Here is a 14,816-nt window from a genome sequence, read left to right on the forward strand (position 1 = left end):
CGGTTTCGACGAGCGTCACCATTCGAGCCTGAGTGGCCGGTGCCGGCATGGCGACCTTATCGGGCCGGCCCGGCGTTGAGCGGGAGTTTCGACGCGCGGGCACTGTCGGCTGTCATCTTTGCACCGCCGGGCTTGTAGCCGTTCGACATCAGCAGGAAGGCCATGATGTCGGCATAGTCCTGGTCCTTCATCTTGCCTGGACGGTCCGCGGGCATGTTGGTGGCCATGTAGGTGAAGATGCCGCCCACGGTGAGATGCGAATTCGACGGCGGTGCGAACGACGGACCTTGCAACGCGGGCGCTGTGATGCCTTGCAACTGTGCCCCATGGCACTTCGCGCACGAGCTCGAATAAAGCGCCTTGCCGTGCGTCGTTTGCGCTTGTTCGAACGTCGGCGGCTCGACGGTTCCCTCATTCGCGACCTTGGTGAAGCGGCCGGCGCGCGCGCCATTCATGTCGGCGAGCATGATGCCCGAGTGCTTCGACGGTGCTGCAGAAGACGATGCAGTTTGCACGGGCAACGTCCACTGTTTCGTGAGCGCCTGAAGGCGGCCTTCGTCGATCATCGATTTGAGCGCATCGTCGATGCGCGGACGCAACGCAGCGCTCCTGTCGCCGAATGCGAATGCCAGATGCCAGTCCGCGTAGGGCGAATTCGCGGCTGCGACGGTGAAGCTCTGTTGCGGATGCGCAATGCGATAAGCCACGACAGCGGGATACCACACGATCGCACGATAAGCGCGTCCGTTCGCGACTGCATCGACGGTCGATGCCGACGTGTTCTCCAGATCGAGCGTCACGTCGCGCTGCTGCACGGCGATCAGTTGTGCGGGGCTTGCATAGGTCGCGGCGACCGTGCGCTTTGCGGCATCGTTCAGAAGCACGTCAGGCGCTTCGATGCTGACATAGCCCGCACGCAGATAGCCGCGCGAGAATTGCATCTTGCCACCCGATGCATCGGCGACGGTGGAACGGGGAAAGCCAGCGATCACATCGCAATCGCGCGCGAGCGTCTTGTCGAGTTCGTGAAGCGACACGCCGTCGTCGTCGCCTTCGCCGATACCGTGCGATACGAACGTTGCTGCGATGTTGGCGCGGGCGAAGACCGCTTGCGCGACGCTGCGGTCGAGCGCGGCCGAAGGACTGCCGGGAAACGTGCAGATCTTCACGGCCGCGTCGGAAGCCGATGGTGCGAGCGCGATGCATGCGGCCAGCATGCCTGCTGCGCGAATGGAGTTGAGCGAATGATTCATGTCGAAGCGTCCGGTGATGTCGGTGAGCACCGCAAGCGCGCGGCGATGCGCGCTCGCGGTTCGATCAGCATGGGTCAGGCGCGATTGAGCGCGAACACATAGAGCGTGCCGCCGCGCGGCACCTTGTCCGCGGCCTTCGCCATCGGTCCGCCCCAGATCGGATTGGCGCCACCGTATCCCGCGAGAATGGCAACGTATTCCTTGCCGTCGATCTCGTACACCGAAGGCTGGGCGATGATGCCGCTCGCGAGTTTGGGGCTTTGCCACAAGACCTTGCCGGTCTTTTCATCGAACGCGTAGAGATGGCCGTCGAGCGAGCCGCTGAATGCGAGGCCGCCCGCCGTCGTCGCGACGCCGCCGTTCCAAGGCAGCTTGGTCCAGTGGCTCCAGATCTTCTTGCCGGTGTCGACATCGATCGCCTGCAGTTCGCCGTAGCCCTTGCTGTTCGGTTCCGGCTTGATCTCGAAGCCTTCGCCGAGATAGGGCAGGCCTTCCATGTAGTTCACCGATTTGCCGGACAGGGACATGCACGCATGCAGCGCCGGCACGAAGGCTATATGTTTCTGCGGATCGTATGAAACGGACCACCAGTTCTTGCCTCCGAGGAAGCTCGGACACGTTTCGATGGTCGTGCCGGTCTTCGGATACTTGGCGGGATCCTGAATCGGCTTGCCATCGTCCGTATAGCCTGTGACCGATGTCGCGGTGACGAAGGGCCGCGCATAGATTAGCTTGCCGTTGCTGCGATCGATCGCATGGAAAAAGCCATTGCGGTCTGCGTGAATGATCGCGTCGTAGTCCTTGCCCTGATACTTGATGTTCGCGAGTACCGGCGTATTGACGCCGTCATAGTCCCACGTGTCATTCGTCGTGTATTGATAGTGCCACTTGAGATCGCCCGTCTTCGGATCGAGCGCGAGCAACGAGTCGGAATAGAGGTTGTCGCCAGGACGAAGATCGGCGAGCCACGGTCCCGGATTTCCGACGCCCCAATAAAGCGTCTTGCTCGCCGCATCATAGGTGCCGGTGAGCCACGCGGGGGCGCCGCCATGCTCCTGCATGCCATCGGGCCATGTGTTGCCGCCGGGCTCCTTCGCGCCGGGCACCGTATAGCGTTTCCACAGCACATTGCCGTCGTTGGGATCGAGTGCTGCGATGAAGCCGCGCGCGCCATACTCGCCGCCCGAGCTTCCGACGACGAGCGCGCCATCGAGTGCGAGCGGTGCGAGCGAGAACGCATATCCGACGCCCGGATCGAACATCGCCTTCTTCCACACGAGCGAGCCCGTTTGCGCATCGAGCGCGGCCACTTCGCCGTTCAACATCGCGACATAAACGTTCTTGCCGTATAACGCGACTCCGCGATTGACCACATCGCAACATGCGGTCTTGAACGATTTCGCATCGAGATTCGGCTCGTATTTCCAGAGTTGTTTGCCCGTTGCGGCATCGAATGCATAGACGTTGTCCTTGGGCGTCGTCACGAAGAGAAAGCGACCGTTGACGATGGGCGTGGCCTCGAAGCCTTGCTGCAAGTCCTTTGGAAACTTGTAGCTCCAAACCTGCTTCAGGTTCTTCACGTTGCTCGTATCGATCTGCTTGAGCGGCGAATGCCCATGACCGTTATACGTGCGGTAATACGTGAGCCAGCCGGGGTCGTCTTGCGCGTTCGCGAGGCGTTCATAGCTGACGTCCGGGTACTGCGCCGGTGTGCCTTCCGCCGCGATGGCAAGATGCTGCGCCACGCTGAACGCAGCGACGGCACCTGCTGCAAGGGCCGCGACGCGCAGGGCCGGACTGAAGCGAATGTTCATCGTTGTCTCCTGGATATTGTCGATGCAACGTCTTATTGAAACTCGATAGCGATGCGAAGCAGTTGCGACGTCATCAAGGCAAGTCATGTGCCATCGACGACCGATACGCGCAATCGCCTTGCTGTACGCGGTTGTCGCGTCCAAAGCGCTCAATGCGGGCGCATTGAGGCGCTATTGAAGAGGTGTTGCATCGTGGAGCAGTGGGACGTTTGACGTGTTGCCCGATGTGACAACGCGAGCTCAGGCGAGCCAACCTAGTCGACGTGCTGCATCGACGAAGCGATAGACATCCGCGGCGAGACCTGCGATGCCGAAGCGCGTCTCCAGTTCGCCGATGATCTCGTCGAGCGCGCGCGTGCCATCGCAGCGTGCGAGTATCTCGCCCGCGCTGCGGTTCAGTTCGACGCTGCCGTGCCGATGAACGATCTCGCACGTTTGCATGTCCGCATGCCAATGCAGCTTGAATGACGCACGCAGGCGCGGGCGCGTGCATGCGTCCGCATGCGCGGTCGTAGAGTTCATGTGGGACGGAAAGGGAAGGGTGCAGGCCCGGGGCAGATTCGCCCCAGGCTTGCCGTCATCGAAGGATCAACGTGTAGCGATGTACATCGTGATCTCGAAGCCGAAGCGCAGGTCGGTGAAGGCGGGTGTCGTCCATTGCATGTTCATCTCCTTGATGATGTTCGAGTTGGATCGCGAGCCGTTTCGCGACCGGACCTCGAAATGCAAGGTCCATGCCTTCGATCATCGACAGTGCACGTGCACGCTCTTTGCCTTTCAATTCGATTTCGATGACGCGCAATGGATGTGACGATGTTGTTCCGCTTCGCAACAAGGGTGTACCGAAGTGAAACACTGCACTGAACAACTCATTGCTCCATCGATGAACATGCGGGCATCTTTCGATAGATGGTGTTGCGCGATATGCCCAAGGCGCGCGCGGCGGCGGAGACATTGCCACGATGTTGCGCGAGCGCCGCCGCGATCACGGATGCCGTGACTTCCTGCAGGCGTCCCGAAGCGAGCGCCGATGGAGCGCATGCTTCGGACACGCGATGCACGTTGGCGCGAGGTTCATCGAAGAAGTCTTCCGGTAGATGTTGCCGGCGAATGCAGCCGTCGTCGTCGACCATCGCTGCAGCAGTGCGTAGCAGGTTGCACAGTTGCCTGAAGTTGCCGGGCCACGCATAGCGCTCGAAGAGCGCCATTACGTCATCGTCGATGGACAGGCGCATGCCGCTCCCATCATCGGCGCTTACGGCGTGGAGCATCTTCGTGATCACGGCTGCGAGATCGGTGCGTTCGCGCAATGGCGGTAGTTTGACGACGAGCCCGTTCAGACGGTAGTACAAGTCCTCACGGAAGCGACTCTGCTCGATCATCTCGCGCAGGTTACGGTGCGTCGCGCAGATGATGGCGACATCGACAGGAATCGACTTGCTGGAGCCGAGCGGATCGACGACGCGCTCTTGCAGCACGCGCAAGAGGCGCACTTGCAGCGGGTAGGGCATGTCGCCGATTTCATCGAGAAAGAGCGTGCCGCCATTGGCCTGTAGCAGCTTGCCCGCCGCGCCCTTGCGCCGTGCGCCCGTGAACGCGCCTTCCTCATAACCGAAGAGTTCCGATTCGATCAGGTTCTCCGGGATCGATGCGCAGTTCACCGCGACGAACGGCCCCGCGCGACGCGGCGAATCGCTGTGAATGGCTTGTGCGAGCAGTTCCTTGCCGGTGCCGGTCTCGCCGGTGATGAGTATCGGTATGTCCTTGCCGATGACCTTGCGTACCTTGCCGATGACCGCGGCCACTTTCGGGTCGCCCGTGTCGAGCGATGCGAGCTTCGACGATGAATCGATCGCAGCCGATGCGCGCGGCGCGGATGTCATCGGCAAGGACGTGGACGCCGTTTCGACGAAAGGCGCGCGGTTGAGGCGCACGCGGGCGCATACGACTGCGCCATTGTTGAGATCGAGCGACATGTGCGGCGCGCGGCTCGCTTGCGAACGATCGATCAGTTGCGCGCTCGTCAGTCCGAAGAGCGACGACAGCGTATGCGCGCGCAGCGCCGAGAGCGGCAAGCCGAACTGAAACTGCGCGCTGCGATTGGCGGAGAGAAAACGTCCATCGCAGGTGAAGGCCATGATCCCTTCCATCAGCGTGCCGAGAAACTCGGGGCGGCTGTGAAATGCGATCTGCAACATCCCCTGAAAAGTGCTGGAAAACAGGTGGTTTTCGATCATCTGGACGGACATGCGCGCGAGGGCCATCGTGTGTCGATGGTAGCTGCGATGATCGCCGGTGACGTCGAGCACGCCGATCAGATCGCCGTACGGATCGAGAATCGGCACGCTGGAGCAGGTCAGAAAACGATTGGCCGCAAGATAGTGTTGATCGCCGTGCACGACCGTCGGCGAGCGCTCTGCGATGGCCGTGCCGATGGCGTTGGTCCCTTGCCGTTCCTCGGCCCAGTTCGCCCCCGCCCTGAGCGCGACCTTTTCTGCGCGTGCGAGGAAGTCGTCATCGCCTGTGGAGTGGAGGATGAGCCCTTGTGCGTCGGTCAGTACGATCATGCTTTGCGTGTTGACGATCTGTTCACGCAGCGTTTCCATCACCGGCGTCGCGTGCGCGCATAGCACGCGGTTCTGCTCGAGCTTGAGGAGCAACTCGCCTTCGGTAAGCACGTCGTAGTCGGGTCGTGTCGAGGCGTTCAGACCGAATGTCTCGGAGCGTTCGTGCGCCTTGCGTATCGCGGGAATCAGCCAGGCGCTCTGTCGTTCATCGTGGGTAGCCGCGATCTCGTGGATGTCGTCTTGCATCGTCTCCTCCGTTGTGCAAGTGCCGGTCATGTCGCCGGATATTTGAGCGGGGAGAAAAGCAAGTCCTGCGCCAATGAGCGCCGTCGACGGCTGTTGTTGGCTAATCGAAAGGATGCGGGATGTCATCGTGACGCCGACAGCTCCGCGGACGTTGTGTTGGGCTGCGGATGACTCGGCGCGCTGACGGAGCAGGTGTGTCTGCACCCTGCGAGCGCGCCGCGCAAGGCGCTGCGGGCATTCGAGCGTTGCGCCCGCGCGTTGGCATATCGAATGCAAAAGACCAGGCGAGCGCCGACACACGCTCGATTCGACTCAAACGAACGCTTGCTCACGCACCGTAAGGAGAAACACCATGACGAACCTGAAGCTCGACGATCTGCAACATAGTCAGGAGCTTTCCGCTTCCGAGATGAAGCGCATCATCGGCGGAGACAAAAAGGAGCCAGCCGGCAGACCCATCCATATCGACGCTCAGAGCGGCGTGCTGACGTTCAAGGACGGCTCGAAGTGGACGATGGATCTTGACGGCAAGTTGCATCCGCTGTGATTCGCGCACATCGATGCTGCTTGCAGGAAGGCCGGACGAGCCTCGCGGCGCGGCCGGCCTTTTGTCTTTTGTCTTTTCTCTTTTGCCTTTTGCCTTTTGCCTTTTGCCTTTTGCATTCAGAGTTTCCGAAGGCTTTTTGAGTTACGCGTTTTGCATGCGAAATCAAAGGCCGGTTCGACCCGCCGTCAGCACGAGGCGCAGGCCGAGCATCGCGATGACGCTCGCTGCGAAACGGTCGATCCACTTCCTCGCCCGCAGATACATCTCGCGCGGACGCTTGCTTGAGAAGCCAAGCGCGACGATGGTGTACCAGCCCGTCTCGATCACGAAGACCATAGGCGGCAATACGAAGTAGCACCACAGCGGAGGATGCTGCGGCAAGAGCGCCGCGAAAATGCTGCCGTACCAGATGGCTGTCTTGGGATTGCTCAGTTGCGTCGAGAGGCCAAGCCAAAAGGACTTTCGAGCGCGCCCGGTGAGCCGGGACGCGCCGTCCGTTGCCGGCATCTCCATCGGCTGCGCGGCGCCCCGCCAAATCTTCGACGCCACATAAATCAGATACAGGCCACCGGCGACCTTCAGCGCGAGATAGAGCCACTCGACGGCAACGAGCAGCGTGTACAGTCCCGCGAGGGCGACGCCGCCGAAGAAGATGCCGCCCACGCCCATGCCGAGCGCGGTCGCGAGGCCATCGGTGCGTGATATGCCGATGGCATTGCGCGCCACGATTACGAAGCTCGGGCCCGGAATCATCGCGCCCAGCAACAGTGAAAAGAGAATCGCGAGTACGGCGGTCGAAGCGGTCATCGGAATAACTCCTTCGGATGTGCAGTTTGAATGCGGCATGCAAAACGCCGGATTGCATTCACGACGCATGATACGTCCGACTTCACGTGCATCGCGTCAGGCGCCGCTGCCGGCGACGCTGTCTTCGTGGATGGCGCGATTGCGCCCGCTGCGTTTGGCGAGATAGAGCGCGGCGTCGGCATTGTTCAGCAACTTGAGCGCGTCGTCGTTATGGCGTGGCGAGGCTGTGGCAATGCCGATGCTGATCGTCAGCACGCTCCTTGGCGCCGCGCTGTGAGGAATGGCGAGTTGTTCCACGTTCTCGCGCAGACGCTCGGCAAATGTGAGCGCGCCGCTCGCCGCGGCGCCCGGCAAAACCACGACGAATTCTTCGCCGCCATAGCGCGCGACGATGTCGCCGGGGCGCTTCGCGGCATTTTGTATGCAGTCGGCCACGGCGATGAGCGCGTCGTCGCCCATCGCGTGACCGTAGGTGTCGTTATAGAGCTTGAAGTGGTCGACGTCGATGAACAGCGCGGACAGGGGCTGATCGACGCGGCGCGCTCGCCGCCATTCTTCGTCGAGCTGCCGGTCCAGCGCGCGGCGGTTGCATAGTCCGGTGAGCGCATCGGTACCCGCGAGCCGTTGCAGCTTCTCTTGCGCAATTGCTCGCGAGCGCAGTGAAATTGCGAGCAGCCATGAGATGACGATGAAGCCGCCTCCGAACGCCATCGTCAATCCGCCGATGACGAGGCTGCGTTCGCGCCACGCCGCGAGGACGTCATCCTCGGCGGGCGCGACCGCCGCGATCAATCGGGTGCCGGGTACGTGCTGGAATGTATAGAGCCGCCTGACGCCATCGAGCGGAGACCGTGAGATGTATGAGCCTGAAGCCGCGTCGCGCATCGCGGAGAAGGTCGGTGACTTCGCGACGTAGCCGTCGCTATCGCCTGGCAGCGCAGGCTTGCGCGCGATCATCACGCCATCCTGCTGTACGATGAACACCGCGCCCGAAGTGCCGAGCTTCACGCGCGACAGCAGGTCCTTGAAGTAGGAGACGTTCAAGGCGATCACGGCGACGCCCGCAAACGAGCCATCCGATGCATCGATGCGCCGGCTCAATGCGAGCGAAGCCGCGCCCTTGCGCAATCGCGACGCATAGGGTCCGGAAATGTAGAGACCGGCGTTCGGGTGTTCGGCGTGGGCCTTGAAGTAGTCGCGATCGTTGAAGAGCAAGTCGGCATGATCGGAAGGATCGCGTTCGATGACGATGCGTCCCTCGCGATTCATCACGAATGCGCCGCCGACGGAGTTCATGCCGGTGGCGCCATCGAATAGAACAAGCTTGCGCAGATCAGGCGGAAGCCCCATTACGGCAGGGTTTCTAACGCCATTGACGATGGTGCGCAGCGACAGGTCGCTCGATTCGATATTGCGCGCGATATCGGCGCTCAAGGTGGCGACGAGGTTGGCCGCAGCCTGATGCGCGTTTTGCAGCGCTTGCGCGCGTCCCTGCCACAGCGCGGCAAACGACAACACGGCCATACAAATGGCGATGGCGGTGCCGATAAGACCAGCGAGCGCCGGAAAGTGCGAAAACACTTCGGCGAAACGGATTGCGGCGGTGCTGTTGCGTCGCATCAACCGGCGACTGACCATGCGTCCGGTCTTACGAACGGCTTTTAATCTGGCGGGCATTCAGGTTCTCCGCGCGGCGCGATTTCCGCACATCCGGGCACGACATGATGTGCGGCGCGACTGCGCTATGCGTCGAAAAACTCCGTATCTTATGGATTGGTTTGCATCTTATGCGCTATGTGGTGAACAGCGCCGCGCGTATTTGCACCCCGATTGTAGTCGCTCAGGCTCAATCCTTTCTGCACGGCCATGCTCGAATCACCCGCCGCGCCCGCCCATGCGCTTGCGAATCTCCGAGTCGAGAATGAGCCGCCCGCGCAGCTTGCCCTTCATGCGCTTCACATAGCGCGGCGCCTCGGTCATGTGAATCACCATCAGTTCTCGAACCTTGTCCGCGTCCCGCGCGCGCGCCGCTTCGGTGATCGCCTTGTGAATCTTCACGTTCGCGCGGCCGAAGCGTTCATGTTCGGCTTGCGGCGTGTCGTTCCTGAACTCGATGAGTTGCCGGATCATTTCGTTGATCAACTCGCAGGTGAAGCGCAAAAACGGATTGGGATTCGCAGCGGCCAGAATATCGTGGAAGTTCACGTCTTCCTGTCGTTGCCGGACGATGTCGCGATTCGCGTGCGCCGAGGCCGGCTCGTCGCAACAAGCGATGTTCGCTTCCAGCGCGTTGAAGTCATCGTCGGTGAGATGCGGCACTGCGCCTGCCGCGAGCTCCGGTTCGAGCAACTGACGCACCGTATAGATATCGTCGATGGTCACGTCCTTGAAGAACAGATAGTTCTGCAAGAGTTGCAAGGTGCGATCGAGCGGCACCTCGACGATCGTGCCGCCACCCGAAGGTCCCGTCGTCACTTTGATCAGCCCTTGCACTTCCAGCGATTTGAGCGCCTCGCGCGTCGTGCTCTTGCTGACGGAAAAGAGCTGCTGCAATTCCACTTCACGCGGCAGCTTGTCGCCGGGCTTCAGGTTCTTTTCCGTGATCAGCCGCTTGATTTCTTCGGCGACGAGATCCGCGCGCTTGGGCTGTTTGATCGGCTGCTGCGCGATTTCGATTGCCGCCCCGGTGCGTTTTGCACGCTCCATCACCATGTCGATGCTCCCTGTCTTTGTCTGCTTTATACGCGCGCGTGTCGCGAATTCGCAGACTGGAATATTGCCTTATTGACACCCGAATTTATTGTTCCTAGCATCAGGTTCATTCTATTTATCATGATAAATAGAATGAACCGAGCCGAGGCTTGAACCTACCACGAAAAAAAAGCGGGGCGGCTGCGCGGGTCATCTTCTCAAGGAGCGTCAATTTTGAATCGCCGAAACATGTTGAAGCTGGCCGCGCTGTCGGCCATTCCAGGATCGTTCGAAGCGCTCGTCGCAAGAAGCGCCTTTGCGCAGGGCTCGCCGATCCAGTTCGCATGCCCTGTGCCGATGTCCGGTCCGTTCGCGGCCAATGGCAAGTACGCCGATCTCGGCATGAAGCTGGCTATCGAACAATACGGCAAGGTGCTGGGTCAACCGCTCGCCTATGCGACGCTCGACACCGAGGGAAAACCCGCAACGGCCGTGCGCCGCGTGCAGGAAATCGCGCAGCAGAAGAACGCACGTTATTTCGCGGGCGGCATTCTTTCGTCGGAAGCACTCGCGATGGGCAAGGAAGCGGAGAAGGCCGGCGGCATCTTCATCACGACTGCGGGCGCCGACGAACTCACCGGCAAGGATTGCAACAGCGCGACGTTTCGCTGGTCGGTGCCCACTTTCGGCGCGATCGAGCAAACGGTGCGGCCGCTCATTCAGTCGATGCCCAATGCAAAGCGCTGGTACACGATCACGCCGCAATACGTGTTCGGAGACGGGCTTTTATCGGCGGCGAAGAACATCTTCAAAGAGAAGGGTATCGAGCATGTGGGCAACAGCTATCACTCGCTCAATGAAAAAGAGTTCAGCGGTTATTTGACGAATGCTGTCGCGGCGAAGCCCGATGTTCTTCTTATCCTCAACTTCGGCTCGCAATCATCGGACACGTTGCGTCAGGCCGTGAGCTTTGGCATGAAGAACAACTGCACGATCCTGATGGCATGGGCGTCGGGGCTGGAGCAATTCGAAGCACTCGGACCGGAAATCTGCGAGGGCGTCTATTTCGGCGCGCAATACTGGCATGCGGTCGATACGCCGCTCAATCAGGACCTCGTCAAGCGCGTGAATGCGGCTTATAAGTCGAACCCTAACTATAGCCTCGCGGGTTCGTACATCTGCACGAAGATTTTGCTCGACGGCATCGTAAAAGCGGGCACCGCCGACCCGAAAAAAGTCGTCGCTGCGCTGCAAGGCATGAAGTACGCGGGCCTGACCGGGCCGGAGGAAATTCGCGCGGGCGATCATCAGGTGTTGAAGAACTACTATCTTCTCAAAGGCAAGCCCAAGAGCAAGATGAAGGATAAAGACGATTACGCCGACATCGTGAGTTCGGGCCAGTCGTTCCTGCCGCTCGACAAGACGCAATGCAAGCTTGCGTGATCGCCTGATCTTGTGACGCGCGTTGTTTTCATGCGAATGCGGGCGAGTTCTGCATTCGCGTTGCCACTCTTCTGATGCAAGGCCATGAACGTTTATCTGTTGCAGGTCGTGAACGGCATCGGCGTGGGCATGCTGTATTTTCTGCTCGCGGTCGGGTTGTCGATCGTGTTCGGGTTGCTGCGCTTCGTGAACTTCGCGCACGGCGCTTTCTATCTGCTGGGCGCGTACTTCTGTTATCAGGCGATGCAGTGGTCGATGAACTTCTGGAGTGCGCTCGCCGTCGTGCCCATCGTCGTCGGCGTGATCGCATGGATCGTCGAGAAAGTCGTGCTGCGCCACGTCTATGCACAGCAACACGAGTTTCATATTCTCGCGACAGTCGGCCTTGCGCTCGTGATTCAGGAGTGCGCGATCATCGCGTGGGGACCGCTCGGCGATAACGTCCCGGTGCCGGATGTTCTCAACGGCGTTGTGATGTGGGGCAGCTTCATCTACCCGAAGTATCGCCTCTTCGTCATCGCGTTCACGGCGGTGCTGGCGGGCATTCTATGGTGGGTGCTCGAAGGCACGCGGCTCGGCAGCGCTGTGCGAGCGGGCAGCGAATCGAGCGAGATGGTATCGCTGCTCGGCATCAACGTGACGCGCATCTTCAGTCTTGTATTCGCGCTCGGTGCGGGAACAGCGGCACTCGCGGGCGTGCTTGCCGCGCCGATACGCGGCGTCGATCCGTTCATGGGGATCGAAGCACTCGGCGTCGCATTCGTCGTCGTGGTCGTGGGCGGCATGGGCAATTTTCTGGGTGCGCTCGTCGGCGGACTGCTCGTCGGCATCGTGCAGAGCGTGATGAGTACGCTGTGGCCGGAAGGCGCGCGTCTCATGATCTATGTGGCGATGGCCGCGGTGCTGCTGCTGCGTCCGAACGGATTACTCGGGAGGACCGCGTGAATTCCAAACTGGATTCGAAGACACTGGACATGAGCGCGCCACCGCGATCCCTCAGGCAGTCGCTTCATCGCTATCGCTTTCTGTTGCTCGCGGCCATCGTCGTCTGCGTTCTTCCGCTGACGATCCGCTCCGGATCGCTCGCAACCGAAGTGCTCGTCTATGCGCTCGCCGCGCTCGGCTGTAATCTGCTGCTCGGGCATACGGGCCTGCTGTCGTTCGGACAAGGCATATTCTTCGGTCTAGGAAGCTATGCCGCGGGTCTGATCCTCACGAAGTCGGGGCTTCAGATTCCTGCGGCATTGCTCGGCGCCATCATCGCGGGTGCGCTCGCCGCGGCTCTCGTCGGATGGTTCTCCATTCGTCAGCGCGGCGCGTACTTCGTGATGCTCACGCTCGCATTCGGGCAGATGTTCTACTTCCTTGCCTATACGACACCCGATCTCACCGGCGGCGACAACGGCTTGCTCGATATTCCGCGGCCCGCGTTGTCATTCTTCGGGCAGCCACTCGTTTCGCTCGTGTCGCCGTGGCAGTACTACGCGTTCGTCGCCGTATTGTTCTTGATCGCATTCTGGTTCATGTTGCGCGTGTCGCATTCGGTCTTCGGCCGCACGCTGCTCGCAATCCGCGATAACGAGGCGCGCGCCGCTGCCGTAGGTTATGACGTAAAGCGTTTCAAGCTGGCCGCGTTCGTCGTATCGGGTGCGGTCACTGGCCTGGCCGGGGCATTGCACGCGATGATGACGGGCATCGCGCCGTTATCGAACATCGACTACCACACGAGCGAGATGATTCTCGTGATGACCGTTATCGGCGGTACGGGCAATCTCTTTTCTTCCGTACTGGGCGCAGCGTTCTATGTGCTATTCGCCGACTGGCTTTCAACGCTATGGCCGCGCTGGCTGCTGTTGCTCGGGCTCGTGCTGATCGCGGTAAGTCTCTTCATGCAGCGCGGTTTGTGGGGTCTGGGTGAACGCATCTGGCGCGCGATGAAGCGCGATCGAGGAGAGCCGGCATGAGCGCGTCGATACTGGAAGCAAAGGGCGTCGTGAAGCGCTATGGCAAGTTCGCCGCGCTAACCGATGTCAATCTGCGCATCGCAAGGAACACGGTGCATTCCGTGATCGGACCGAACGGTGCGGGCAAGACCACACTGTTTCATGTGTTGACCGGGACCGTGCCGATCACCGCGGGCAATATCGTGTTCGATGGTCACGACGTGACACAGGAACCCGATCATCGTCGCGTGAAGCGTGGCATCGCACGATCGTTTCAGGTGACGAGCCTCTTCACGAATCTGTCGGTGCGTGAGAATCTGCGGCTCGCCGCGCAGGGCGTGGACTCGAAGCGCGCACTCAACGCATGGACGCCGCCGCGCGGCGCGCTGGAACATCGCGATACGGTCGATGGCATTCTCGAACGTCTCGCGCTGCAACGCCTGGCGTCGACGCAGGCGAGCGCGTTATCGCATGGCCAGCAGCGGCGTCTCGAAGTGGGCATGGCGCTCGCCGCCCGGCCCAAGGCGATCTTTCTCGACGAGCCGACCTCGGGTATGGGCATCGACGATCTCGACGACATGAAGCATCTGATCCGCAGTCTGCGCGATGACTACACGGTCGTGCTGATCGAGCACAACATGGATATCGTGATGGACATCTCCGACATCATCACGGTGATGCAGCAAGGCCGCGTGCTTGTCGAAGGCAAGCCCGCCGATATCCGCGGGGACGAACGTGTGCGCAGCGCCTATCTCGGCAACATGATCACCGGAGGACGCGCATGATGCTCGATGTCGATAACATTCACGGCTATTACGGCAAGAGCCATATTCTTCAAGGCGTCTCGCTCACGATGGGCGAAGGCGAAACCGTCACGCTGCTCGGCCGTAACGGCGCGGGAAAATCGACCACGCTGAAAAGCATCGCCGGCGTCGTGGCGCCGCAGCGTGGCAGCGTGAAGTTCAAGGGCGTCGAGCTCGCGAAGATGCCGCCGCACAAGATCGCTGCGCGCGGCGTGTGCTTCGTGCCGGAACATCGCGGTATCTTCAAGCTCTTGTCCGTCGAAGAGAATCTGCGGCTCGGCGCGCGCAAAGGTTCTCCATGGCAACTCGCGGATATCTATCGCATCTTTCCGCGTCTCAAGGAGCGCCGGACGAACGGCGGTGGCCAACTCTCGGGCGGCGAGCAGCAGATGCTCGCGATCGGCCGCGCATTGATGAATCATCCGCGCTTGCTGATGCTCGATGAACCGGTGGAAGGACTCGCGCCTGTGATCGTCGAGGAAATCGTCGCGCAACTGAAGCTGATTCGCCAAGCGGGCGTGACGATTCTGCTCGTCGAACAGAATCTGGAAGTCTGCACGCAACTCGCCGACCGCCATTACATCATTGAGCAAGGGCGCATCGTGTACGAAGGAACGAACGATGCGTTCATCGCCGATGAATCGATCAAGGATCGCTATCTCGGCGTGGGCGTCGTCTGAACCTCATATCTGCATCACTCAG

Annotated in this window: 14 protein-coding genes; 6 read left to right on the forward strand and 8 right to left on the reverse strand. The window is 60.8% G+C overall.

Annotated features, from left to right (window positions below):
* Positions 1-56: 56 nt before the first annotated feature.
* The 5 genes from QCE58_RS19635 to QCE58_RS19660 form a co-directional block, all read right to left on the reverse strand.
* Positions 57-1,253, reverse strand: coding sequence for a c-type cytochrome (locus tag QCE58_RS19635; protein ID WP_250521868.1), 1,197 nt, complete (start codon positions 1,251-1,253; stop codon positions 57-59).
* A 74-nt stretch (positions 1,254-1,327) separates the two neighbouring features.
* A complete protein-coding gene (locus tag QCE58_RS19640) occupies positions 1,328-3,067 on the reverse strand; it encodes a methanol/ethanol family PQQ-dependent dehydrogenase (RefSeq protein ID WP_250521869.1) in 1,740 nt (579 codons plus the stop codon).
* Between the two features lie 240 nt (positions 3,068-3,307).
* Entirely contained in the window at positions 3,308-3,589 is a 282-nt protein-coding gene (gene pqqD, locus QCE58_RS19645) for a pyrroloquinoline quinone biosynthesis peptide chaperone PqqD (protein WP_008347844.1), read from the reverse strand.
* A gap of 66 nt (positions 3,590-3,655) precedes the next feature.
* The gene (gene pqqA, locus QCE58_RS34125; RefSeq protein WP_008347847.1) at positions 3,656-3,730 is read right to left on the reverse strand and encodes a pyrroloquinoline quinone precursor peptide PqqA; all 75 of its coding nucleotides are present in this window, start codon (positions 3,728-3,730) and stop codon (positions 3,656-3,658) included.
* A 206-nt stretch (positions 3,731-3,936) separates the two neighbouring features.
* Positions 3,937-5,880 (reverse strand): sigma-54-dependent Fis family transcriptional regulator, encoded by a 1,944-nt coding sequence (locus QCE58_RS19660; protein WP_250521870.1) that lies wholly within the window; start codon positions 5,878-5,880, stop codon positions 3,937-3,939.
* 352 nt (positions 5,881-6,232) lie between these two features.
* Between QCE58_RS19660 and QCE58_RS19665 the strand changes: the two genes are divergently transcribed.
* Entirely contained in the window at positions 6,233-6,427 is a 195-nt protein-coding gene (locus QCE58_RS19665; protein WP_008347853.1) for a hypothetical protein, read from the forward strand.
* Between the two features lie 162 nt (positions 6,428-6,589).
* Here QCE58_RS19665 and QCE58_RS19670 read toward each other — a convergent pair whose 3' ends face one another.
* The 3 genes from QCE58_RS19670 to QCE58_RS19680 all read right to left on the reverse strand — a co-directional run bounded on the left by QCE58_RS19670 (position 6,590) and on the right by QCE58_RS19680 (position 9,946).
* The gene (locus QCE58_RS19670; RefSeq protein WP_175980695.1) at positions 6,590-7,234 is read right to left on the reverse strand and encodes a LysE family translocator; all 645 of its coding nucleotides are present in this window, start codon (positions 7,232-7,234) and stop codon (positions 6,590-6,592) included.
* A 96-nt stretch (positions 7,235-7,330) separates the two neighbouring features.
* The gene (locus tag QCE58_RS19675; protein ID WP_250521871.1) at positions 7,331-8,854 is read right to left on the reverse strand and encodes a diguanylate cyclase; all 1,524 of its coding nucleotides are present in this window, start codon (positions 8,852-8,854) and stop codon (positions 7,331-7,333) included.
* A gap of 255 nt (positions 8,855-9,109) precedes the next feature.
* Complete coding sequence (locus QCE58_RS19680) at positions 9,110-9,946, reverse strand: FadR/GntR family transcriptional regulator (RefSeq protein WP_008347857.1); 837 nt, start codon at positions 9,944-9,946, stop codon at positions 9,110-9,112.
* 213 nt (positions 9,947-10,159) lie between these two features.
* Between QCE58_RS19680 and QCE58_RS19685 the strand changes: the two genes are divergently transcribed.
* From QCE58_RS19685 to QCE58_RS19705, 5 genes are all read left to right on the forward strand, one after another.
* Complete coding sequence (locus tag QCE58_RS19685) at positions 10,160-11,368, forward strand: ABC transporter substrate-binding protein (RefSeq protein ID WP_008347858.1); 1,209 nt, start codon at positions 10,160-10,162, stop codon at positions 11,366-11,368.
* A gap of 84 nt (positions 11,369-11,452) precedes the next feature.
* Positions 11,453-12,313 carry a branched-chain amino acid ABC transporter permease gene (locus QCE58_RS19690; RefSeq protein WP_250436444.1) on the forward strand — a complete coding sequence of 287 codons (861 nt, stop codon included), beginning with the start codon at positions 11,453-11,455 and terminating at the stop codon, positions 12,311-12,313.
* A gap of 29 nt (positions 12,314-12,342) precedes the next feature.
* Positions 12,343-13,332, forward strand: a complete 990-nt coding sequence (locus tag QCE58_RS19695; protein WP_235366230.1) for a branched-chain amino acid ABC transporter permease — start codon at positions 12,343-12,345, stop codon at positions 13,330-13,332.
* Entirely contained in the window at positions 13,329-14,096 is a 768-nt protein-coding gene (locus QCE58_RS19700) for an ABC transporter ATP-binding protein (RefSeq protein ID WP_008347861.1), read from the forward strand. The genes QCE58_RS19695 and QCE58_RS19700 overlap by 4 nt, the downstream gene beginning before the upstream one ends.
* Entirely contained in the window at positions 14,093-14,794 is a 702-nt protein-coding gene (locus QCE58_RS19705; protein ID WP_250440909.1) for an ABC transporter ATP-binding protein, read from the forward strand. Before QCE58_RS19700 ends, QCE58_RS19705 begins: the two co-directional genes overlap by 4 nt.
* Positions 14,795-14,816 lie beyond the last annotated feature (22 nt).

This window comes from Caballeronia sp. LZ028 (assembly GCF_031451415.1).
GTDB classification, from domain to species: Bacteria; Pseudomonadota; Gammaproteobacteria; order Burkholderiales; family Burkholderiaceae; genus Caballeronia; species Caballeronia zhejiangensis.